Raw genomic sequence first — 19,274 nt, forward strand, 5'->3', positions numbered from 1 at the left:
CTTACTGCTTGACGATCAGGCTGTTGCGCACTTCGGTCACGCCCTTCACGCCGCGAGCGATCTGGCCCGCGCGGTCCTTTTCCAGTTGGGACTTGGCGAAACCGGACAGTTGCACGATGCCGCCGTCCATGGTCTTCACATTGATCGAGCTGGCGGAGGTTTCCTTGTCTTCGGCCAGCTTGGCCTTGACAGCGGTGGTCACAGCGGAGCCGTCGATGTATTCACCCACGGTTTCCTGCTTGCGAGCCACGGAGCAGCCAGTGGCCATCACCAGGGTTGCACCAGCAAAAGCAGCGATAGCGATAGTACGGGAGAGTTTCATTTTTTGTTTCCTCGCAAAGTGTTGTTAGGGTGCTTGAAAATCGATCGGCATTTGCACCGCACTTATCCGTTATATGCCGACAGATACTTGAAATCAGTCGCGACGGCGGGTCGCCATGATGACCAGCGTGGCCAGTGCAGCACCGGCTGCCATCGCGATGGCCATCGACTTGCCCGGCTGGTCCGAGACATATTCGTTGGCACGCTCTTGTGCACGGTAGAACTGCTCACGGGCACGGTGCGACGAGTCAGCCGCCAGGCCAATGCCGCGCTCTGCCCAGTCTTGAGCGCGAGAGGCAATATGGTCGATCGAGTGGCTCTTTTCATGACCGTATTCATCGACAGCACGCTCGGCCTTGTTGGCAGCGGACTTGACCGCACGACGGGTGTTGTCGACAGCCTTTTCAGCGCCGTCCAGCACGTCATTGGCAGTGTCTTTTACTTTGTCCACAGCGTCTTTGGCAATTTTTTCGGTATCCATGAAATAGCCTCTTTCTATGATGTTCAATGAAGATGTTGCAGTGTACGTTGACCTGCGCGTACCGATTAAATGTATCTGGTGGTGAGCACAGGTTCAAGGGTTGTCAAAGCGCTACTTTTTCAACAATCCCATCAGGAACGACGCCACGGCCAACACGATAAAGATCACAAACAGAATCTTCGCAATGCCCACCGCGCTGGCCGCGATACCACCGAAGCCGAACACAGCGGCGATCAGGGCGATGACCAGAAAGACAACAGCGTAATGCAGCATATTTTTCTCCTCATGTTGTTTGCTGTGCAAGAAGGTGCGAGCAATGACTGCATTCTGGCTGCTGCCCGCAGGCCGTCTTGCCAGCAGGTGCGAAGAACAGGTGTAGGACGGTTCCCGCTGTCGCGTGCCCGCTGCGGCAACGCGGCAGCTGCGCAGCCGCATGCAGCAAGGGCCGCCTGTCGGCGGCCCCTGCGTGGACTGTGCTTTAGTGGAGGCGGCTTCTGGCGCCGCGGGGAAGGGGGCAAAAGGGCTGCCCACCCCATCAGTTCTGCGGCAGGTTGGCCGAGATGGTGGTTCCCTGCTGGGGCGCGGAGGCGATGTGCAGCCGTCCGCCGCTGGCTTCGATGCGGTGGCGCATGCCGGCCAGACCGTGCGAGTTGGGATGGGCCTGGCTGGGGTCGAAGCCCACGCCGTCATCGCGCACTTGCACGAAAACATGCTTGGGGTGGCTCTGCAGGCTGATGAGCACGTTGCGCGCCTGCGCGTATTTGGCAATGTTGGTGAGCGATTCCTGGATCAGGCGGTAGATGCTCAGTTGCATCGCTTCGGGCACATTGATCGGCTCGAGGCTCAGCTCGACGGCGACGTTGCTGCTTTCGGAGAACTCCTTGGCCAGAATCTCCAGCGACGCGGTCAAGCCCAGGTTGGACAGCGATGACGGGCGCAGGTTTTCGATGATGCGGCGCTTCAAGGCAATGCCGCTGTTGAGTGTCTCGATCAGGTGCTTGATACGTTCCTGCACATCGGGCGCTGCCATGTCGATCTTGGACTTGAGCCGCGCCACGTCGAGCTTGGCCGTGGTCAGCAACGCGCCCAGCTCGTCGTGCAGTTCGCGGGCCAGGTGGGCGCGCTCGTCTTCACGCACCTGCTGCAGGTGGGTGGCGAGCTCGCCCAACGTGGCCGTGCGCTGGCGCACCTGTTTCTCCAGCTGATCGCGCTCGTCTTCGAGCATGCGTTGCTCGCGCAGCATCAGACCGGTGAGGCGGTTCGATTGGCGCAGGTACAGGTAGAACGCCAGCAGGCCCACGACACTGACCATCGCGATTCCCAGCCGCGCCAGGGTCAGCGATTTCAGGATCTCGGCCTCGTTGTGCATGCGCCTCTCGTTGCTGTGGATCACCAGCTCATTGCTGAGCTTGCGCATGCTGTCCATCGTGGCCTGGGCTTCGGGGCTTTTGACCAGAAAGCGCCAGGCCTCTTCAAGCCCCTGACGGCGCAGCGAGATGCTGGTATCCATCTGGCTGAGGCGCTTGGCGACTTCCCGTCCCAGCATCGATGAGGTCTGCAGGTCTTCGGGGAACACGCTGTAGATGGCGCGCAGTTCATCGACGGCATTGTTGACGTTCGTGCAGGCCTGCTGGTAGGCCATGAGGTTGCTCTCTTCACCGCTGAGCAGGTAACCGCGTGCATGGGTTTCCGCATCCACCACCTGCTGCATCAGCTTGTCCAAGGTGGTGCGGGTCTGGTAGGTGACCGTGAGGTTCTGCAGCGAGTCATGGGACCGGTAATAACCAGCCTCGTTGATGCCGATCAGCACGGCAGCAGCCAAAAAGGCGGCTGGCAGACTGATCGCCCATTTGCGCAAGCGTGACCAACGCATGGAGCTTCCTTTTTTGATGGTTTTTGGTTTATGCGAGTGATAATAGAGCAAACTTCGGGCAGCGCTTGCGACTGGCAAGTGCTGCGGTTTGCGCTGCATGAGGGGAAATATGATTAAAGTTGGTATCGTCGATGATCACGCCATTGTGCGCTCGGGCCTCAAGCAATTTCTGGCCGAACATGTCGATCTGCGTGTCGTCGGAGAGGCGGCCAATGGACGGGAAGCCATCGATCTGGTGCGCAAGGAAGAGATCGACGTTCTGATCATGGATCTGTCGATGCCCGGGCAAAGCGGTATCGATGCGCTGGCGATGTTGCGCGCCAAGGCGCCCGACATGGGCATTCTGATCCTGAGCGGCTACCCTGAAGCCCACTATGCGATCAACCTGATCCGGCAAGGGGCCAGCGGCTACCTGAACAAGGAATGCGACCCGTCGGAGATTGTCGAGGCGCTGCGCACGATCTCGCTGGGCAAACGCTATCTGACGCCGGCCGTCGCCGACCTGTTGGCCCAGCAATTGCACCGCAAGGAGGATGCGCCTCCGCATGAGCAGCTGTCCGAGCGCGAGTTTCAGGTGTTCTTGAAGCTGGCCAAGGGTGAGACAGCGGGCAATATTGCCGACCAGCTGTCGCTCAGCGTCAAGACGGTGAGCACCTACCGCACGCGTTTGATGGAGAAGATGGGACTGGCGTCGAACAGCGACCTGACCTACTACGCATTGAAGAACGGTCTGATCGACTGAATGCGCCCACTTTCGCAAGACCAGCGGCCTGCCCAGGCCGCTTTTTTGTGATGGCCAGCAGGGCAACATCAGACGCTCACTGCAGCTGGGATGTGCGCTCAACGCAGTAGTCGATCAGCGCGTCAATATCTTCCGATTTGTCGAACACCCGGTTGGCGCCCAGCTGCGCGCAGCGCTCACGCATGCTCGGCGTCGCATAGTTGCTGAGAATCACCAGGTGCTGGTGTGGCGCCCGCTCCTGGAGCTTTTCGAGCACACCCAGGCCGCTGCCTTCCAGCAAAAAAATGTCGATCACGGCCAGATCCCAGTCGGTGGCCGGGTTGGTCAGCCAGGTCGTGGCGTCGGTTTCGGTGCTGGCATGCCCCACGGTCTCCACCTGTGCCAGATCCTCTAGTGTGGCTATCAGGTTGTCGCGGATGGTCTTGTTGTCTTCTACCAGATATGTTTTCAAACGGCGATGCATATACGGCTACACGGGTGTGTCTTACCGTAACGATGATAGCAACAAGCCGTGGTGAAACCATCGGTCTGAAAGGATGGCGTAAGTAGGACAAGACCTCGTAGGTTTAATATTTATCTATAATAATATATAAAAAACAAATAACAAAGCGGGATATCAATGGTCGGCCTGGCCGCAGACTGGGCACTGGGGGTTGCGGGCGACCTGCATGCTGCTCCATTCCATGTCCTTGAGCTCGAGCATCATCAGCCGCCCGTTCAGGCTGCGCCCCACGCCAGCCACGAGCTTGAGCGCCTCGGCGGCCTGCATCGTGCCAATGATGCCCACCAGCGGTGCAAACACCCCCATCGTGGAGCAGCTGGCCTCCTCGAACTGTTCGTCCGGGGAGAACAGGCAGGCGTAGCAGGCGGCGCCTTCGTGGCGCCTGTCGAATACGCTGATCTGGCCGTCAAAGCGGATCGCCGCCCCGCTCACCAGCGGTTTGCCCTGTGCCACACAGGCCGCATTGATGGCCTGGCGCGTGCGGTAGTTGTCCGTGCAGTCCAGCACCACGGTCGCACTGGCGACCAGGGCCTGCAGCCGCTCTTCACCGACACGCTCCTGCAGCGCCATGACCTGGACATGCGGATTGATCGCCTGCAGCGTGGCGGCGCAGGAGCTGACCTTGGACTGTCCCACGCGCTCGGTGGTATGGGCAATCTGGCGCTGCAAATTGGTCAGGTCGACGGTGTCGTCATCGACCAGGGTGATGCGTCCCACACCGGCTGAGGCCAGGTACATGGCCGCCGGGCTGCCCAGGCCGCCTGCGCCGATCACCACCGCGTGCGCGGCCAGAATGGCCTCCTGGCCTTCAATGCCGATCTCGTCCAGAAAAATATGGCGAGAGTAGCGCAAGAGTTGCTCATCGTTCATGGGGCTATTGTCTGAAAAAAACAAAGGCCGCAGCAGGAACTCTGCTGGCGGCCTTTTGATGCAGCTTAAAAACGGGCTTTACTTCTTGGGCTCCGTTGCCGGCAGCTTCGTGTCGTCGGTCGACGATTCGGGCTTGTCGGTAGCGCTGGTCTTCTCCTCGTCCTTTTTCTCGGCGGGGCGCTCGGTCTTGGTCTGGCTGACCTTCACCGGCTCACCCTTGAGCTGGTGCAGTGCCTGCTGCAGCTGGAAGTCCTTGTCCGAGCCGAACTCGGGCGGGCGGCGCTCGGAGGCGGGCTTCTTGCTCTCTTCGTCCAGGCGCTTCAACGCCGCTTCACGGGCTTTCTCGCGGGCCTCGTCCTTTACTTCAGGGCCCTGGCCGCTGGACAGGTGCTTTTCCAGATCTGCTTCGCGGGTGCGCAGCGCGGCAAACAGGTCGCCTTCTGCCGACTCGTCGACCATGATGTCCGGCACGATGCCCTTGGCCTGGATCGACTTGCCACTCGGGGTGTAGTAGCGCGCCGTCGTCAGCTTGATGCCGGTGTCCGGGCCCAGGGGACGCACGGTCTGCACCGAGCCCTTGCCGAAGGTCTGCGCGCCCATGATCGTGGCGCGCTTGTGGTCCTGCAGCGCGCCCGAGACGATCTCGGAGGCCGATGCCGAGCCTTCATTGACCAGCACCACCAGCGGAATGTTCTTGATCGCCGCAGGCAGCGACTTGATCGGATCGCTGCCACGGCGCGCATAGAACTCGGGCGAGGCGCGGAAGATCGCCTTGCTCTCGGCCAGCTGGCCGTCGGTGGTCACCACGGTCACATTCGGCTGCAGGAAGGCTGCCGAGATCGCCACGGCCGCGTCCAGCAGGCCACCGGGGTCATTGCGCAGGTCCAGCACCAGGCCCTTGAGGTTCGGGTCCTGCTTGTACAGGTCTTCGACCTTGCGTACAAAGTCATCGACCGTGCGTTCCTGGAACTGGGAGACGCGCACCCAGCCGTAGCCCGGCTCGATCATCTTGGCCTTGACGGACTGGGTCTTGATCTCGGTGCGGGTGATCGTCACCGGGAAGCTGCGGCTCTCGTCCTTGCGCAGAATCGTCAGCACCACCTTGGTGTTGGGCTCGCCACGCATGCGTTTGACCGCATCGTTGAGCGACAGTCCCTTGACTGCCGTGTCGTCGATCTTGGTGATCAGGTCGTTGGTCTTGAGGCCGGCCAGGTCAGCAGGCGAGCCTTCGATCGGGGAGACGATGCGGATCAGGCCGTCTTCCTGGGTGATCTCGATGCCGACACCGACGAACTTGCCGCTGGTGCCTTCCTGAAATTCACGGAACGACTTCTTGTCGAAGTACTGCGAGTGGGGATCGAGCCCGGACACCATGCCGGAGATGGCATCGGTGATGAGTTTCTTGTCATCGGCTGGCTCGACATAGTCGGTCTTGATCAGGCCGAAAACGGCCGACAGCTGCTGGATCTCTTCCAGCGGCATCGGCGACATCACGCCCCTTGCGACCGTCTGCAAGGAGACGGTCGTGAGCGCGCCAGCCACCACGCCCAGTGAAACCCAGCCGGCAATCTTCAATTTTTGGCCCATATGCTCACAACTTTCTATAGCGTGCCAATATACACCCAAGCGCCTGCGCCGGTGCGGCGCAGCAGCGCTTTTCGGGTGTTAAGACAAGTATTTACTTTCGCTAGCCGCCTACTGGCACCGGCAAGCGGCTGGCGCTGACACCGCCAGTAGCGGTACGCCTTCGGGCGGTTCAACGCTGCCCAAGAGCCTGTAGGGATCTGGCGCAGCGGCCTTGCCATGGGGCAGGCCGCTGTCATCGCCAGTGCGCAGCCGCCTGACTCGGATTACCGCTTGCAGCGCAGAGTTCCCCGCAGCCCGGCAGGCCCGCAGGTGGGCGGCGGGCCGCCCGGCGTTCAGGCCTTGCCTTGGGAGGCGACCGCAGCGGCGGCCTTGGCAGCGGCTTCGGCGTCACCCAGGTAGTAATGGCGCAGCGGCTTCAGGTTGGCGTCCAGCTCATAGACCAGCGGAATGCCGTTGGGGATGTTCAGGTTCACGATGTCGCTGTCGGAGACGCCATCGAGGTACTTGACCAGCGCACGGATGGAGTTGCCGTGGGCGGCAATCACCACACGCTCGCCCCGCTGGATGGCCGGTGCAATCGCTTCGTTCCAGAAAGGCACGACGCGCTCGACGGTGTCCTTGAGGCATTCAGTCAGTGGCACCTGGTCGGCAGCGCCGGCATAGCGGCGGTCGGCCTTTTCGCTGCGCGGATCGGCGGATTCCAGTGCAGGCGGGGGCGTGTCATAGCTGCGGCGCCAGACCAGCACTTGCTCGTCGCCAAACTTCTTCGCGGTTTCCGCCTTGTTCAAGCCCTGCAGCGCGCCGTAGTGGCGCTCATTGAGCTGCCAGCACTTTTGCACCGGCAGCCAGGTGCGGTCCATCTCGTCGAGGGTGTGCCACAAGGTGCGGATCGCGCGTTTGAGCACGCTGGTGTAGGCCACATCGAAGTCATAGCCTTCTGCCTTGAGCAGCTGGCCGGCTTGCTTGGCTTGCGCCACGCCGGTGTCGGTCAGGTCCACATCGGTCCAGCCGGTGAAGCGGTTTTCCAGGTTCCAGGTCGATTCACCATGGCGAATCAGGACAAGCTTGTACATGCAATCCTCGTGCAATAGTCAAAAAAGCGGTACGTGTCGCGGGCCGGTGGCGCCACAGGGCCTGGGGATCCCGCTGCATTCACAATGGCGCCGATTGTAGAGGCAGGCCTAAATCCCACGGCGCCTGCACAGCTTGGCGGTCCCGAATGGCCAGAAGCCGCATTCAGCGCGGCCAGAAACCTGCGCAGGCCTTCGGCGGTGACATTCCAGGGCATCAAAGGCTTTTATCGCGCAGCGGCATGGCCGCGCTTTTAGAATGCGAGGCTGTTTGAGCATTTTTGACAAGGGACTTGTGTGAACTTTCTGATCGACAACTGGTATCTGATCGTGCTGGTACTGGGCTCGGGCGCGATGCTGATGATGCCCGCCATGAAGAACATGGGCGGAGGCACGCTCAGCCCTGCCAACGCGGTGGCGCTGATCAACCGTGAGAAGGCCGTCGTGGTCGACGTGTCGGATGCGCAGGAATTCAGCGCCGGCCACATCAGCAATGCCAAGAATGTACCGCTGGACCAGCTCGAAGCCCAGCTACCCGCCGTCGTCAAGAACAAGGCCTTGCCGCTGATTCTGGTCTGCGCACAGGGCCAGCGCTCGCAGCGGGCCGTGGCCGTGGCCAAGAAGCTGGGCTACACCAATGTGCAGGCGCTGGCCGGTGGCATGAAAGGCTGGCGCGCCGCCAGCATGCCGCTGAAGAAGGCTTGATTTCGCACATTTTGGCCCCATCTACGGCCTTTAGACACCATTGACGGGTCAGCGCCCTCCCGGGCGCCGGGCTCCAGGACACTCTCATGCAAGCTGTAAAGATGTACACCACCGCCTACTGCCCTTATTGCACGCGTGCCAAGCAGGTGCTGCAAGCCAAGGGGGTCGCGCAGATTGAAGAGATCCGCATCGACAGCGATCCAGCGCAGCGTGCGGTGATGATGGAGACCACCGGCCGGCGCACCGTGCCGCAAATCTTCATTGGCGACACCCACGTGGGCGGCTGTGACGACCTGATAGCACTGGACCAGCGTGGTGGTCTCGTGCCACTGCTGCAATCCTGAGACCTTTCACTGCCTCGTGCATGCCCCTCCGGGCCGGAGCGGGCGCTTGCCGGCACTGTCAATTTGCCATTGCATAATGGCAGGCTGCATGCGAGGGGCGCACACAACGGGCGGCATCGCAGCTGCACTCCATTCCTTTTTCTAGCGAAAGACAGACAACCATGGCGGATCAAGAAAATCCCGTGTTCCAAATTCAACGCGTGTACCTGAAGGACGCGTCGCTGGAGCAGCCCAACTCGCCAGCCATTCTGCTGGAGCAGACCCAGCCCAGCGTGGACATCCAGCTGGGTGTGGAAGCCACCCCTGTGGCCGATGGCATTTTCGAAGTGGCCGTGACCGCCACCGTGCAGACCAAGATCGAAGACAAGACCGTGTTCCTGGTGGAAGCCAAGCAAGCCGGTATCTTCGAGATCCGTGGCATTCCTGACGACCAGATGGGTGCTGTGATCGGTGTGGCCTGCCCGCAGATCGTCTACCCTTACCTGCGCGGCAACGTCGCAGACATCGTGACCCGCGCCGGCTTCCCGCCTGTGCACCTGGCGGAAATCAACTTCCAGGCCATGTACGAGCAGCAACAAGCCCAGGCCAATGGCGCTGGCGCCGGTGCCGCACTGGCCCAGTAATTGCCGCTGTGTTGACAACGCAAGGGCCTTGCAGTCTAGGTTGCAAGGCCTTTGTTGTATCTGCCGGGGAGCCGGCCGCAGGCAGCGCCAGCATTTGAGTTGATGTAAGAGGGGGTGGCTATGAAGATCTTGGTGATGGGGGCGGGGGCCTGGGGAACGGCGTTGGCCATGCATGCGGCCGCACGCCACAGCGTGCAGTTGTGGGCCCGCGACACTCAGCAGGCCCGCCAGCTGCAAACCAGCCGCGAGAACCAGCGCTATTTGCCAGGCATCCGCTTGCCCGATGCTCTGCATGTAACCAGCGGCGATCTGCAGCCTCTGGTGGCCCAGGCCGAGCTGATTGTGCTGGGCACGCCGATGGCGGCGTTGCGCGGCGGCCTGACGATGCTGCGCGATTGCCAGGTGCCGGTGGCCTGGCTCAGCAAGGGTTTTGAAGCCGTGCCCCCGGGCGCGCCCGCCGGCAGCCATGGCTTGCTGGGCAATGAGGTCTGCGCCCAGGTGGCACCCGCGCTGCATGCCGGCGTGCTGAGCGGCCCCAGCTTTGCGCAGGAGGTGGCCCAGCACCAGCCCACGGCCTTGGTGGCAGCCAGCCGCCATGCCGATGTGCGCGATGCGCTGGTCGCGGCCTTCCATGGCGACAACCTGCGCGTCTATGCCAATGAGGACATCAGCGGGGTCGAAGTCGGTGGCGCCGTCAAGAACGTGCTGGCGATTGCCACCGGCCTCTGCGATGGCCTGAATTTGGGTCTGAATGCCCGCGCCGCCCTGGTGACGCGCGGTTTGGCCGAGATGACGCGCCTGGGCGTGGCGCTGGGCGCGCACACCGATACCTTCATGGGTCTGTCGGGCCTGGGCGATCTGGTGCTGACGGCCACAGGGGATCTGTCGCGCAACCGCAAGATCGGCCTGTTGCTGGCCCAGGGCCAGAGCCTGGAGCAGGCGGTGCAGTCGCTCGGCCATGTGGCCGAAGGGGTGTACAGTGCCCGCACGGTGCTGCAGCGCGCGCAGAAGCTGGGCGTGGAGATGCCGATCACGGCCGCCGTCGTCGCCTTGCTCGATGGCAGCCTGTCGGCCCCCGATGTGGTGCAGGCGCTGATGGGGCGCGAGCCCCGCGCCGAATAAAAACTCCCGGACTGCTCTTCAGGACTTGGCCAACAGTCCGATCAGCGCCGGCAGCATCGCATCGCCATGCCGGGCCTCGACCTGGTTCTGCAAGGTCGTGGCGGCCGCATCGGCAATCAGGCTCGCGGCTTCGGCATCGTGGGCCATCGTCGCGTAGTAGCTCAAATCCTTGGCCGCGTTGGCGATCGAGAACGCAATGCCCGAGGGGTCGTCCGCCAGGATGTAGGACTGCAGACGGTCCAGCGCCACACCTGCGCCGCCCCCTGCGGCCAGCACGCTGTGGAAGGCCTGCATGTCCATGCCCTGCTTGCGCGCGCAGGCGGTGGCCTCGGCCAGCAGGCTCATCTGGCCCACCGAGACAAAGTTGTGCAGCAGTTTCATGCGGTGGCCGTCGCCCAGCGCACCCACATGGGTCACCTGGCTGGTGAAGGTGGCCAGCACCGGCTGCACCTGGGCCAGCACGGCGGCATCGCCGCCGACCAGCAGATTGAGCTGGCCGTCGTGCGCCTGCTTGGAGGTCTTGGTCATCGGCGCATCGATGAACTGGCCGCCCGCAGCCTGCACCGCCTGCGCCATGCGCACCGTCGATGCGGGCACGGCGGTCGAGCAATCGATCACGACGGTGCCGGGGCGCAAGGCCGACAGCAGGCCCTGCGCGCCGGTCAGCACGGCTTCGACCTGGGGCGAGCCGGTCACGCAGAGGATGACGACGTCGCAGTGGCCGGCCAGCTCGGCCGGGGTCTGGCAGGTGCGGGTGCCCAGGCTCAGCAGCTCCGTCAGCGGCTGGTTGCCGGGGTGCTCCAGCACATAGAGTTGAAAGCCTTTGGCCGCGACGTTGCGGGCAATGCCGTGGCCCATCAGGCCGACCCCAATCAGGCCGACGACCGGCTGGGCAGTTTGCGATGGCATGGAAATCTCCTGGCGATGTGCACAAGTAAGCGATGTCCCGAGCGTACCGCAAGGCCTTTGGGCCATGGCGGCCGCATGCGTGGCCGCAGTCAACTTGGCGACCGGCTGCCGCGTCCCTCTGTGCCAGACCAGACAGACACAAGCCTCGTACCACCTGCGGGGCAGTACGAGGCCTGGCGGCGGCGGGGTGGCCCGCTATCAGCGTTGTGGGCGGCCCCGCTGGCGCCTGCGAGCCTGGGTCCACACCAGCGCGATCGTCAGCGCCGACAGGATTGCCATCGCCCAGTTGCCAAGGGTGGGCACCTTTTCCGGGGTGGGCTGGGGCTCTGGATCCAGCGGGATGACTTCGGTGGTGATCTCGGCCTCTGCCGTGGCCGTGCAGCCTGTGCTGGCGTCGCAGATCGCACCCGGGCCGGGCTCGATGGTGGCGACGCTCGCCAGGCTGCCCGATGCGGCCACCGTGCCGGAGAGGCCAAATACCAGCTCGCCGCCTGGAGGCAGGTCAAAGCTGAAAGGTGCGTTGCCCAGATCGCCGGGGCAGACCGCACCGTTGGCTGCGCTGCAGGACCAGGCTGCTTCGCTCAGGGCCGTGGGCATCTCGTTGCTGAGCGTCACCAGGCTGGCATCGGAGGGGCCCGGGTTGCGCACGGTGATCGTGTAGTTCGCCGTCTGTCCGGGGGTGTAGCTGGGCTTGTCGATGGTCTTCTGAATGGTCAATGAGGTTTCGCACATCAGGCTGTCTGACTTCAGGTGCGCCAGCAAGCCCGATCCCCAGCCACCATCGACCACGGAGAAGATCAGCGTGTTGAGACCGGTGACCCACTGGCCGTTGAGCGGGGCCGTCCCGCCAGTGCCAGGGGCGTAGCTCCCGATGGGCAGCGGTTGGAAAACACCGTTGATGGACACGCCGAGCATGCCGTCATCGGCATAGTAGTCCATGCTCAGCTTCAGCGCGCTCGGCGGAATGCCGGCAGGCAAGTTGAACTGCATGCGGTAGTAGTTGGTGACCAGCGGGTTGAACGGATAGGGGCGAGGGCGGGTCGTGGCGTTGGCCAGCGGCGAGATCCAGTTGGTCTGGCCACCCAGGGCGCTGCCCGACACCCAGTCGGCAGGTATCGCCGCAGTGTTGGGGACGGTGGTGGGTTTCCAAACCGCCGTGGGGCTGGGGCCGAGGGCGCCCGTCGGATCCGACTGGCTGGATGACACCCACCACTGCAGGTCCTCGCCGCCGTTGGGGACCAGCGCCCCCGCTTCAAAGTCATAACCGGTGTTCAGGATGGCATTGCTCGATTGGCAGCTGAACGTCGGAATATAGGGAACAGGCTGCGCGCTCACCCATTGGCAGGCCAACAAGGTGGCGGCCGTAGCCATCCATTTTGCAAACATATGAACTCTTTCTACAGTCGAAGGGAGGGTTTGAGTTTATTTGTATTGCAAAAATGGATTCAATAAAAAATACCAATAATATTAAGAACTGTATTTGTATGTAAATCACCGCTCAGCTACGCAAGATGTTTACAACGTTGCTAGCCGATTGTTGTGGAATACAAGTGAATACCCGCTGATCCCTGCCCGCACGCCGGCTGGCCCTGTGTCTGCATGCGAAGCCGTTTGTCTCCCCCGCTTCGCAGCAGCGGCTTAACTTGCATCAAGCTGTATGTATTTCCGCACGATGCAGATGTGTGCATGGAAAGCGACTGTGAATTGCGGCGCGGAGCAAGCGGCGCCCCGCGCTCCACGGTCTCAGCGCTGGCGCAGCTCGGCCAGCACTTCCAGCGCACGGTCGGTGCGCACATCGTTCTCGGCGGCCAGGCGCTTGGCGACCTGGTCAACCTCTGCACCGACGGCCCCTGCCACCAGCGCGATATTGCGCGCATGCAAGGCCATGTGGCCGCGCTGGATGCCTTCGGTGGCCAGCGCGCGCAAGGCGCCCAGATTCTGCGCCAGGCCCACGGCGGCAGCGATCTCGCCCAGCTCCTGGGCAGATTTGACGTCCATGATCTTCAGCGCCAGGCGGGCCAGCGGATGGGTCTTGGTGGCGCCACCGACCAGGCCCACCGGCATCGGCAGCTCAATGGTGCCGACCAGCGCGCCGGTTCCGTCTTTCTCCCAGGTGGTGAGCGAGGTGTAGCGCCCGTGGCGGCTGGCGTAGGCATGGGCGCCGGCCTCCACCGCACGCCAGTCGTTGCCGGTGGCAACGATGACCGGGTCGATGCCGTTCATGATGCCCTTGTTGTGGGTTGCGGCGCGGTAGGGGTCGATGGCGGCAAAGGTGTAGGCATCGAGCACGCCTTCGATGATTTCCTCGCCGCTGCGCTCGGCGGTCTTCAGGGTCTGGGGCGTCAGGCGCACGCGGGCGCGGGCCAGGCGCAGATCGGCCAGGTTGGACAGAATGCGCAGCCGCACCGAGCCGCCGGTGATCTGCTCGACCAGCGGCGAGACCGACTCGGCCATGGTGTTGACGGTGTTGGCGCCCATCGCATCGCGCACATCGACGATCAGGTGCATGACCACCATGGGGCCACGGGGTGAATCGGGGAACACATGGACCTCGATGTCCTTGCAGCCGCCGCCCAGGCCGATCAGCACCTTGTCGCGGCTGTTGGCCAGCTCCAGGATCTGGGCACGCGCCTGGTACAGCGCCAGCCGCACGCCATAGGGGTCCTGGATGCCGACGATCTGCACCTGGGCGCGCATCAGCGGCTGGGTGCTGGAGGTCTGAAACCCCCCGTCCTCGCGCGCCAGCTTGGCCATGTACGAGGCTGCGGCGATGATCGAGGGCTCTTCGACGGCCAGCGGCACCAGCACATCGCGGCCATTGACCTGGAAGTTGCCGGCCACGCCCAGCGGCAGCTCAAAGGTGCCGATCACGTTTTCGATCATGCCGTCGGCCACGCTGGAGGGCAGGGCACCGGGCTCGGTCAGCAGTGCGCGGTCTTCGTCGCTCAGCTGGCAGGCCTTGGCGATGACGTCCCAGCGCTGGGCGGGGCTGAGGGCGCGGAACTGCGGCAGGCGGGAATCGGTGGCCATGGTGTCTCCTGGTAATTTTTAAGGGGGATGCGATAGGTCCAGCCCGCAATCTATCTAAACTGTACCGCTATAGACAGGTACAGTTTGCCGGGACAGTGCTTCTGCAACGCAGCATCGCGGCCCCGGTTTTTTTCGCCTTGGAGCACCTATGCCCACCCCCTCTGGCCGCAAGGCCTCGATTGCGGAAAACCTGGCCGCCATGCTAGGCCGGCAGATTGCGGGCGGCGTGCTGCGCGCCGGTGACAAGCTGCCCTCCTTGCGCGCGCTGGCGCAGCTGCATGGCTATGCGAAGAACACCGTGGTGGCGGCCTTTGAGTTGCTGGTATCGCGCGGCCTGGTTGAGGCGCGGCGCGGCTCGGGCTTTTATGTGCTGGACCAGCGGCCGGTGGTGGCCGTGCCTGCAGGCGATGACAGCGCGCCACTGCAGCGCGCGATGGATGTGGTCTGGCTGATGCGCGAGCAACTCAAGACCCAGCCCGACGCGCTGGCGCTGGGCGATGGTTTTCCGCCCATCGGCTGGCTGGCCGATATGCGCCTGGACCGCTACCACCAGAAGGTGGTGCGCACAGGGCTGGGTGCGCTGTTCCGCTACGGCAGCCGCATGGGCTATGCGCCCTTGCGCGACAGCCTGGTGCGCAAGCTGGGCATGTTCGGCCTGAGCGTGACCTCCCAGCAGCTGCTGCTGACCCAGGGCGCCAATGACGCGCTCGACCTGGTCATCCGCCACTGGGTGACACCCGGCACCACCGTGCTGGTGGACGACCCCGGCTACTACCTGCTGTTTGGCAAGCTCAAGCTCGCTGGCGCGCGGGTGCTGGGCGTGCCGCGCCAGCCCGATGGCCCCGATGTGCAGGCGCTCGAGCGCCTGCTGCAGACCGAGCGCCCGCGGCTGTTCTTCACCCAATCGCTGGCGCACAACCCGACGGGTTCGGACCTGAGTGCCGCCAAGGCCTACCGCATCCTGCAACTGGCGGGCCAGCAGCAGATGCTGGTCGTTGAAAACGACCCGCTGGCCGATTTCAAACCGACCAAGGCCACGCGCCTGTCGGTGCTGGACCAGCTGGCGCGCACGATCTACATCGGCAGCTTTTCCAAGTCATTCTCTGCGGCGCTGCGGGTGGGTTTCATCGCCTGCCACCCCGATCTGGCCAGCGACCTGGCCGATCTGCGCAGCCTCATCCATGTGAGCGGCTCGGAGTACTGCGAGCGCATGGTCGATGTGATGCTGCGCGAGGGCCAGTATGAGCGGCACCTGGTGCGCCTGCGCGGGCGCCTGGGCCAGGCCACGGCGCAGGCGCTGGACTGGATGGACCGCCAGGGTTGCGAGGTGTTTGCGCGCAGCGCGCAGTCGCTCTACCTGTGGGCGGCCTTCCCCGGTTGCGAGGATTCGGCCCAACTGGCCAGCGAGTTGCTGGCCCGGCAGGTGACGATGGCGCCGGGCCGGGTGTTCAGCCTCGATAGCAGCCTGGTATCGCGCTGGTCACGCTGCAATGTCGGCGCCATGCAATCGCCGCGCCTGGACGCGGCGGTGGCGCAATGGCGCGCGGCGCCGCGCTGATCAGAGGCCGAGTTCCAGCGCCAGCAGTTCTTCGACGGTCTGGCGGCGGCGGATGAGACGCGCCTTGCCGTCTTCGACCAGCACCTCGGCGGCCAGCGGGCGGCTGTTGTAGTTGCTGGACATCGAGGCGCCGTAGGCACCGGTGTCGTGGATCACCAGCAGATCGCCCACCTGCGCATTACCGAGCGGACGGGGCAGCACCACGCCGGACTCGCCCTGGGTGAAGACATCGCCCGATTCACACAGCGGGCCGGCGACGACGGCTTCGCCCTGCGCAGGCAGCACACCGACGCCACGGCGCTGCACATGCATGCCGTGGTAGCTGCCGTACATCGACGGGCGCATCAGCTCGTTGAAGCCGGTATCGACCAGCACAAAGTGGTTGCTGCCGGCATCCTTGGTGGCGCGCACCGTGCCCAGCAGTACGCCCGATTCGGCCACCAGATAGCGGCCCGGCTCCAGCTCCAGCCCCAGGTGGTGGCCCACCAGCGCCTCGGCCTGCTTGCGCGCCGCATCCCAGAGGCCAAAGTAGTGCTGGGTGTCGATGGTGGCATCGCCCTCCTTGTAGGGGATGGACAGGCCGCCGCCGGCCGAGATGGCCTGCAGGCGGTGGCCGGCCGCGTGGGTGCGCTGCACCAGCTGCACCATCGCGCCGCAGACTTCCTGCAGGTGGCCGTAGTCCACGCCCGAGCCGATGTGCATGTGCAGACCCACCAGCTGCAGGCCGCGCTCGGCGATGACTGCCAGCGCCATCGTCAGGTCGCTGTGCCAAATGCCGTGCTTGCTGTGCTCGCCGCCGGTATTGGTCTTGTTGCTGTGGCCATGGCCGAAGCCGGGGTTGATGCGCAGCCAGACCGCATGGCCGGGCGATGCCTGGCCCAGCTGGTGCAGCATGTCGATGGAGCCGGCATTGACGGGGATTTTGTGCTCGACCACGGTGGCCAGGGTGGCCTCGTCCATCACATCAGCGGTGAACACGATGTCGGACGGCTCGCCAAAACCGCCCTGGTAGCCGGCCGCCAGCGCGCGCAGCACTTCGCCGCGCGAGACCGCATCGACCTTGACGCCTTGCGCACGCATCAGCTGCAGCACATGGATGTTGGAGCAGGCCTTTTGGGCAAAGCGCACCGTATCAAAAGCCTGCAGCTGTGCGATGCGCTGGCGGATGGTGTCCGCGTCATACACCCACAGCGGGGTGTTGAAGTCATCGGCCAGCTGCCACAGCAGATCGGGGGTAAAGGGGTTGCTCATAGTCGGTATGCCGGACGGCGTGGAATCAGGGAAACGGGGAATCGGGGGATAGGGGGGATGGGAGAAATCAGCTGCCCAGTGTGCCCGGGGTGAGGTATTTGGTCTAATGCTTATTTATCGGCATGTCATTCATAATGGATATGTCTTTGTCGTCGTGCCACCTCGCCATGCCCCGTTCGCCCAGCCCCGCTCCGTCCGCTTCCGATCCATCCCAGGAGCCCAGCCCATCAGCGACCCGGCTGCAGCACCGCCATATCGAGGTGTTCCGCGCCGTCATGCTGGCGGGCGGGGTGACCGGCGCGGCAGGCCTGCTGTTCAGCTCCCAGCCCACGGTGAGCCGCGATCTGGCGCGCATGGAGCAGCTGCTCGGCTACCCGCTGTTTGAGAGGGTGCAAGGCAGGCTGCGGCCCAATGCACGCGCGTTGGCGCTGTGGGAAGAAGTGCAGCGCAGCTGGCAGGGGCTGGACCGGGTCATCGACCGGGCAGTAGCACTGTCGCGCCCCCAAGCGGCGCGCATCAGCGTGCTGAGCATGCCCGCACTCAGCCATGCGCTGCTGCCGGCGGCGCTGGCGCGGATGCAGCAGGCGCAGGGGCCGGTCGCAGTCAGCGTCGCCACGCAGGAGGCCCCGCTGTTGCAGCAGTGGATGGCCGCCCAGCGCTATGACCTGGGCCTGACCGAGCACGGCGAGGCACCGGCTGGCACGCGTGCCATGGCCTTGCCGGCATTGGACGAGGTGGCGGTCCTGCCCGCCGGCCACCCGCTGGCGCGCAAGCGCGCCTTGCAGCCCGCTGACTTTGCGGGCCAGGCCTTTATCAGCCTGGCCGAGGGTGACCCCTACCGCACCCAGATCGACCAGGTGTTTGCCGATGCCGGCGTGGGCCGGCAGATGCTGCTGGAGACGCACAGCGCCGTGGCGGTCTGCGCGATGGTGCAAAACGGGCTGGGCCTGGCGATCGTGAACCCGTTCACCGCGCAGGCCTGCATGGGCCAGGGCCTGGTGCAGCGGCCACTGGCCTTTTCGATTCCATTCCGCACCCAGGTGCTGCTGCCGCTGCACCGGGCGGCGGTCCCGGAGGTCGATGCCTTGGTGACAGCGCTGGGCCAGGCGGCGGCCCAGCTGCCGACCTACAATGCGCAGCACGCCGGATCGCGCTGAGATACCGGTGGTCTGATCAGGAGAAATACCCCATGTCCCGTGCCCCGCTTCGCTCTCTCGCCCGGCCGCTGTGCGCCAGCGCGCTGTTGCTGGCGCTGCTGTCCGGTTGCGCCAGCACCGGCAGCCAGCCGCCCAGGACGGCCCAAGTGGCCCAGGCTGCGCCTCCGGTCCAGGTCAAGGTGTTCGTTGCGGCCATGTTCGAGATCGGTGCCAATACCGGCGACCGGGCCGGCGAGTTCCAGCACTGGTATGAGCGCTATTTCCGCGATGCCCAACCGATCCAGGTGCCGGGCGCGCTGGGGCCGGTGTTCTGCAATGCCGATGGCGTGTGCGGCAGCGTGCTGGGCATGGGCAAGGTCAATGCCTCGGCCTCGATCCAGGCCATCGTGCTGAACCCGCAGTTCAACTTTGACCAGGCCTACTATGTGATCAGCGGCGTGGCCGGCACCCCGCCATCGCGCGGCACCATTGGCGATGTGACCTGGGGCAGCTGGCTGGTCGACTACGACCTGGGCCACCGCTGGGCGCCGGAAGAGGGCCAGGCCGGCGCGCCGGTGTTCATGCCGCGCAAGGGCTATGAGGACTACCGCCGCTTTGCGCTGAATCCGGCCTTGACCCAGGCCGCCTATGCGATGACCCGCGCCGTGCCGCTGCAGGACAGCGAATCGGCCCAGCGCTACCGCATGCGCTACCCCGATGCCGCCGCCCGCCAGGCGCCCAGCGTGCATGTGGGCACGCATATGACCGGCGATACCTTCTTCCACGGCCCGGGCCTGTCCAGGGAGGCGCAGTACATCGCCAAGCTCTATGGTGCGGACGACTATGTCGCCACCGAGATGGAGGCCGCCGCCATTGCGCTGGTGCTCCAGCGCAGCCATGGGACCGACCGTATTCTGAGCCTGCGCGGCTCGGTCAATTTTGACCAGGGCAACCCGCAGGAAACGACCCAGGCCCACCTGGACCCCAAGCCCGGCGAAACCGCAGGCGGCTTTGCCGAAACGGTGGCCAATGTGGCAGCCGTGGGCGGCGTCTTTGTCGACACGGTCGTCAAGAACTGGCCGCAGTGGAAGGATGGCGTGCCGGCACAGCGCTGAGCTGAACCGCTACGCACAGCAGGCCCCCGCTTGGG

The 19,274-nt window shown here is 64.2% G+C and carries 20 protein-coding genes; 8 read left to right on the top strand and 12 right to left on the bottom strand.

Annotation, left to right across the window (positions count from 1 at the left end; genetic code table 11):
* Window position 1 precedes the first annotated feature (1 nt).
* From AB7A72_RS18295 to AB7A72_RS18310, 4 genes are all read right to left on the bottom strand, one after another.
* Complete coding sequence (locus tag AB7A72_RS18295; RefSeq protein WP_239809247.1) at window positions 2–322, bottom strand: BON domain-containing protein; 321 nt, start codon at window positions 320–322, stop codon at window positions 2–4.
* 93 nt (window positions 323–415) lie between these two features.
* Window positions 416–802, bottom strand: a complete 387-nt coding sequence (locus AB7A72_RS18300; RefSeq protein WP_239809246.1) for a hypothetical protein — start codon at window positions 800–802, stop codon at window positions 416–418.
* 111 nt (window positions 803–913) lie between these two features.
* The gene (locus AB7A72_RS18305; RefSeq protein ID WP_021026244.1) at window positions 914–1,075 is read right to left on the bottom strand and encodes a DUF1328 domain-containing protein; all 162 of its coding nucleotides are present in this window, start codon (window positions 1,073–1,075) and stop codon (window positions 914–916) included.
* 262 nt (window positions 1,076–1,337) lie between these two features.
* Window positions 1,338–2,675: a sensor histidine kinase gene (locus tag AB7A72_RS18310; protein ID WP_239809245.1), complete on the bottom strand. Its 1,338-nt coding sequence runs from the start codon at window positions 2,673–2,675 to the stop codon at window positions 1,338–1,340.
* Between the two features lie 109 nt (window positions 2,676–2,784).
* Between AB7A72_RS18310 and AB7A72_RS18315 the strand changes: the two genes are divergently transcribed.
* A complete protein-coding gene (locus AB7A72_RS18315; RefSeq protein ID WP_021026242.1) occupies window positions 2,785–3,417 on the top strand; it encodes a response regulator in 633 nt (210 codons plus the stop codon).
* A 76-nt stretch (window positions 3,418–3,493) separates the two neighbouring features.
* On the opposite strand, the gene AB7A72_RS18320 is transcribed toward AB7A72_RS18315, so the two are convergent.
* The 4 genes from AB7A72_RS18320 to gpmA all read right to left on the bottom strand — a co-directional run bounded on the left by AB7A72_RS18320 (window position 3,494) and on the right by gpmA (window position 7,449).
* Window positions 3,494–3,880, bottom strand: coding sequence for a response regulator (locus tag AB7A72_RS18320; protein ID WP_239809244.1), 387 nt, complete (start codon window positions 3,878–3,880; stop codon window positions 3,494–3,496).
* Between the two features lie 153 nt (window positions 3,881–4,033).
* Window positions 4,034–4,789: a HesA/MoeB/ThiF family protein gene (locus AB7A72_RS18325; RefSeq protein WP_369460770.1), complete on the bottom strand. Its 756-nt coding sequence runs from the start codon at window positions 4,787–4,789 to the stop codon at window positions 4,034–4,036.
* A gap of 78 nt (window positions 4,790–4,867) precedes the next feature.
* Window positions 4,868–6,376 (bottom strand): S41 family peptidase, encoded by a 1,509-nt coding sequence (locus AB7A72_RS18330; protein WP_239809242.1) that lies wholly within the window; start codon window positions 6,374–6,376, stop codon window positions 4,868–4,870.
* 332 nt (window positions 6,377–6,708) lie between these two features.
* The gene (gene gpmA, locus AB7A72_RS18335; protein WP_239809241.1) at window positions 6,709–7,449 is read right to left on the bottom strand and encodes a 2,3-diphosphoglycerate-dependent phosphoglycerate mutase; all 741 of its coding nucleotides are present in this window, start codon (window positions 7,447–7,449) and stop codon (window positions 6,709–6,711) included.
* 294 nt (window positions 7,450–7,743) lie between these two features.
* On the opposite strand from gpmA, the gene AB7A72_RS18340 reads away from it, so the two are divergent.
* The 4 genes from AB7A72_RS18340 to AB7A72_RS18355 all read left to right on the top strand — a co-directional run bounded on the left by AB7A72_RS18340 (window position 7,744) and on the right by AB7A72_RS18355 (window position 10,240).
* On the top strand, window positions 7,744–8,151 hold the full coding sequence (locus AB7A72_RS18340; RefSeq protein WP_312412899.1) for a rhodanese-like domain-containing protein: 408 nt from the start codon (window positions 7,744–7,746) through the stop codon (window positions 8,149–8,151).
* 86 nt (window positions 8,152–8,237) lie between these two features.
* A complete protein-coding gene (grxC, locus tag AB7A72_RS18345) occupies window positions 8,238–8,495 on the top strand; it encodes a glutaredoxin 3 (RefSeq protein WP_312412904.1) in 258 nt (85 codons plus the stop codon).
* A 161-nt stretch (window positions 8,496–8,656) separates the two neighbouring features.
* Window positions 8,657–9,118: a protein-export chaperone SecB gene (gene secB, locus AB7A72_RS18350; RefSeq protein ID WP_116924716.1), complete on the top strand. Its 462-nt coding sequence runs from the start codon at window positions 8,657–8,659 to the stop codon at window positions 9,116–9,118.
* A gap of 120 nt (window positions 9,119–9,238) precedes the next feature.
* On the top strand, window positions 9,239–10,240 hold the full coding sequence (locus tag AB7A72_RS18355) for an NAD(P)H-dependent glycerol-3-phosphate dehydrogenase (protein ID WP_239809238.1): 1,002 nt from the start codon (window positions 9,239–9,241) through the stop codon (window positions 10,238–10,240).
* An 18-nt stretch (window positions 10,241–10,258) separates the two neighbouring features.
* On the opposite strand, the gene AB7A72_RS18360 is transcribed toward AB7A72_RS18355, so the two are convergent.
* The 3 genes from AB7A72_RS18360 to AB7A72_RS18370 form a co-directional block, all read right to left on the bottom strand.
* The gene (locus AB7A72_RS18360; protein WP_239809237.1) at window positions 10,259–11,149 is read right to left on the bottom strand and encodes an NAD(P)-dependent oxidoreductase; all 891 of its coding nucleotides are present in this window, start codon (window positions 11,147–11,149) and stop codon (window positions 10,259–10,261) included.
* Between the two features lie 198 nt (window positions 11,150–11,347).
* Window positions 11,348–12,535, bottom strand: a complete 1,188-nt coding sequence (locus AB7A72_RS18365; RefSeq protein ID WP_312412930.1) for a DUF11 domain-containing protein — start codon at window positions 12,533–12,535, stop codon at window positions 11,348–11,350.
* A gap of 357 nt (window positions 12,536–12,892) precedes the next feature.
* Window positions 12,893–14,179 carry a hydroxymethylglutaryl-CoA reductase, degradative gene (locus AB7A72_RS18370; protein ID WP_369460771.1) on the bottom strand — a complete coding sequence of 429 codons (1,287 nt, stop codon included), beginning with the start codon at window positions 14,177–14,179 and terminating at the stop codon, window positions 12,893–12,895.
* A 148-nt stretch (window positions 14,180–14,327) separates the two neighbouring features.
* On the opposite strand from AB7A72_RS18370, the gene AB7A72_RS18375 reads away from it, so the two are divergent.
* The gene (locus AB7A72_RS18375; protein WP_369460772.1) at window positions 14,328–15,737 is read left to right on the top strand and encodes an aminotransferase-like domain-containing protein; all 1,410 of its coding nucleotides are present in this window, start codon (window positions 14,328–14,330) and stop codon (window positions 15,735–15,737) included.
* Here the strand turns inward: AB7A72_RS18375 and lysA are convergent, their stop codons facing one another.
* Window positions 15,738–16,988 (bottom strand): diaminopimelate decarboxylase, encoded by a 1,251-nt coding sequence (gene lysA, locus AB7A72_RS18380; protein WP_312452903.1) that lies wholly within the window; start codon window positions 16,986–16,988, stop codon window positions 15,738–15,740.
* A 167-nt stretch (window positions 16,989–17,155) separates the two neighbouring features.
* Between lysA and AB7A72_RS18385 the strand changes: the two genes are divergently transcribed.
* Together AB7A72_RS18385 and AB7A72_RS18390 are read left to right on the top strand one after the other, a co-directional pair.
* The gene (locus tag AB7A72_RS18385) at window positions 17,156–18,145 is read left to right on the top strand and encodes a LysR family transcriptional regulator (RefSeq protein WP_369460773.1); all 990 of its coding nucleotides are present in this window, start codon (window positions 17,156–17,158) and stop codon (window positions 18,143–18,145) included.
* A gap of 32 nt (window positions 18,146–18,177) precedes the next feature.
* On the top strand, window positions 18,178–19,239 hold the full coding sequence (locus tag AB7A72_RS18390; protein WP_369460774.1) for a purine-nucleoside phosphorylase: 1,062 nt from the start codon (window positions 18,178–18,180) through the stop codon (window positions 19,237–19,239).
* Window positions 19,240–19,274: the final 35 nt, after the last annotated feature.

The organism is Comamonas sediminis, assembly GCF_041107495.1.
GTDB classification, from domain to species: Bacteria; Pseudomonadota; Gammaproteobacteria; order Burkholderiales; family Burkholderiaceae_C; genus Comamonas; species Comamonas sediminis.

Bases quoted from the DNA above. Each gene is read 5' to 3' on its own strand.
- AB7A72_RS18295 (WP_239809247.1), bottom strand. From the start codon at position 322: ATGAAACTCTCCCGTACTATCGCTATCGCTGCTTTTGCTGGTGCAACC.
- AB7A72_RS18300 (WP_239809246.1), bottom strand. From the start codon at position 802: ATGGATACCGAAAAAATTGCCAAAGACGCTGTGGACAAAGTAAAAGAC.
- AB7A72_RS18305 (WP_021026244.1), bottom strand. From the start codon at position 1,075: ATGCTGCATTACGCTGTTGTCTTTCTGGTCATCGCCCTGATCGCCGCT.
- AB7A72_RS18310 (WP_239809245.1), bottom strand. From the start codon at position 2,675: ATGCGTTGGTCACGCTTGCGCAAATGGGCGATCAGTCTGCCAGCCGCC.
- AB7A72_RS18315 (WP_021026242.1), top strand. From the start codon at position 2,785: ATGATTAAAGTTGGTATCGTCGATGATCACGCCATTGTGCGCTCGGGC.
- AB7A72_RS18320 (WP_239809244.1), bottom strand. From the start codon at position 3,880: ATGCATCGCCGTTTGAAAACATATCTGGTAGAAGACAACAAGACCATC.
- AB7A72_RS18325 (WP_369460770.1), bottom strand. From the start codon at position 4,789: ATGAACGATGAGCAACTCTTGCGCTACTCTCGCCATATTTTTCTGGAC.
- AB7A72_RS18330 (WP_239809242.1), bottom strand. From the start codon at position 6,376: ATGGGCCAAAAATTGAAGATTGCCGGCTGGGTTTCACTGGGCGTGGTG.
- gpmA (WP_239809241.1), bottom strand. From the start codon at position 7,449: ATGTACAAGCTTGTCCTGATTCGCCATGGTGAATCGACCTGGAACCTG.
- grxC (WP_312412904.1), top strand. From the start codon at position 8,238: ATGCAAGCTGTAAAGATGTACACCACCGCCTACTGCCCTTATTGCACG.
- secB (WP_116924716.1), top strand. From the start codon at position 8,657: ATGGCGGATCAAGAAAATCCCGTGTTCCAAATTCAACGCGTGTACCTG.
- AB7A72_RS18355 (WP_239809238.1), top strand. From the start codon at position 9,239: ATGAAGATCTTGGTGATGGGGGCGGGGGCCTGGGGAACGGCGTTGGCC.
- AB7A72_RS18360 (WP_239809237.1), bottom strand. From the start codon at position 11,149: ATGCCATCGCAAACTGCCCAGCCGGTCGTCGGCCTGATTGGGGTCGGC.
- AB7A72_RS18365 (WP_312412930.1), bottom strand. From the start codon at position 12,535: ATGTTTGCAAAATGGATGGCTACGGCCGCCACCTTGTTGGCCTGCCAA.
- AB7A72_RS18370 (WP_369460771.1), bottom strand. From the start codon at position 14,179: ATGGCCACCGATTCCCGCCTGCCGCAGTTCCGCGCCCTCAGCCCCGCC.
- AB7A72_RS18375 (WP_369460772.1), top strand. From the start codon at position 14,328: ATGCCCACCCCCTCTGGCCGCAAGGCCTCGATTGCGGAAAACCTGGCC.
- lysA (WP_312452903.1), bottom strand. From the start codon at position 16,988: ATGAGCAACCCCTTTACCCCCGATCTGCTGTGGCAGCTGGCCGATGAC.
- AB7A72_RS18385 (WP_369460773.1), top strand. From the start codon at position 17,156: ATGCCCCGTTCGCCCAGCCCCGCTCCGTCCGCTTCCGATCCATCCCAG.
- AB7A72_RS18390 (WP_369460774.1), top strand. From the start codon at position 18,178: ATGTCCCGTGCCCCGCTTCGCTCTCTCGCCCGGCCGCTGTGCGCCAGC.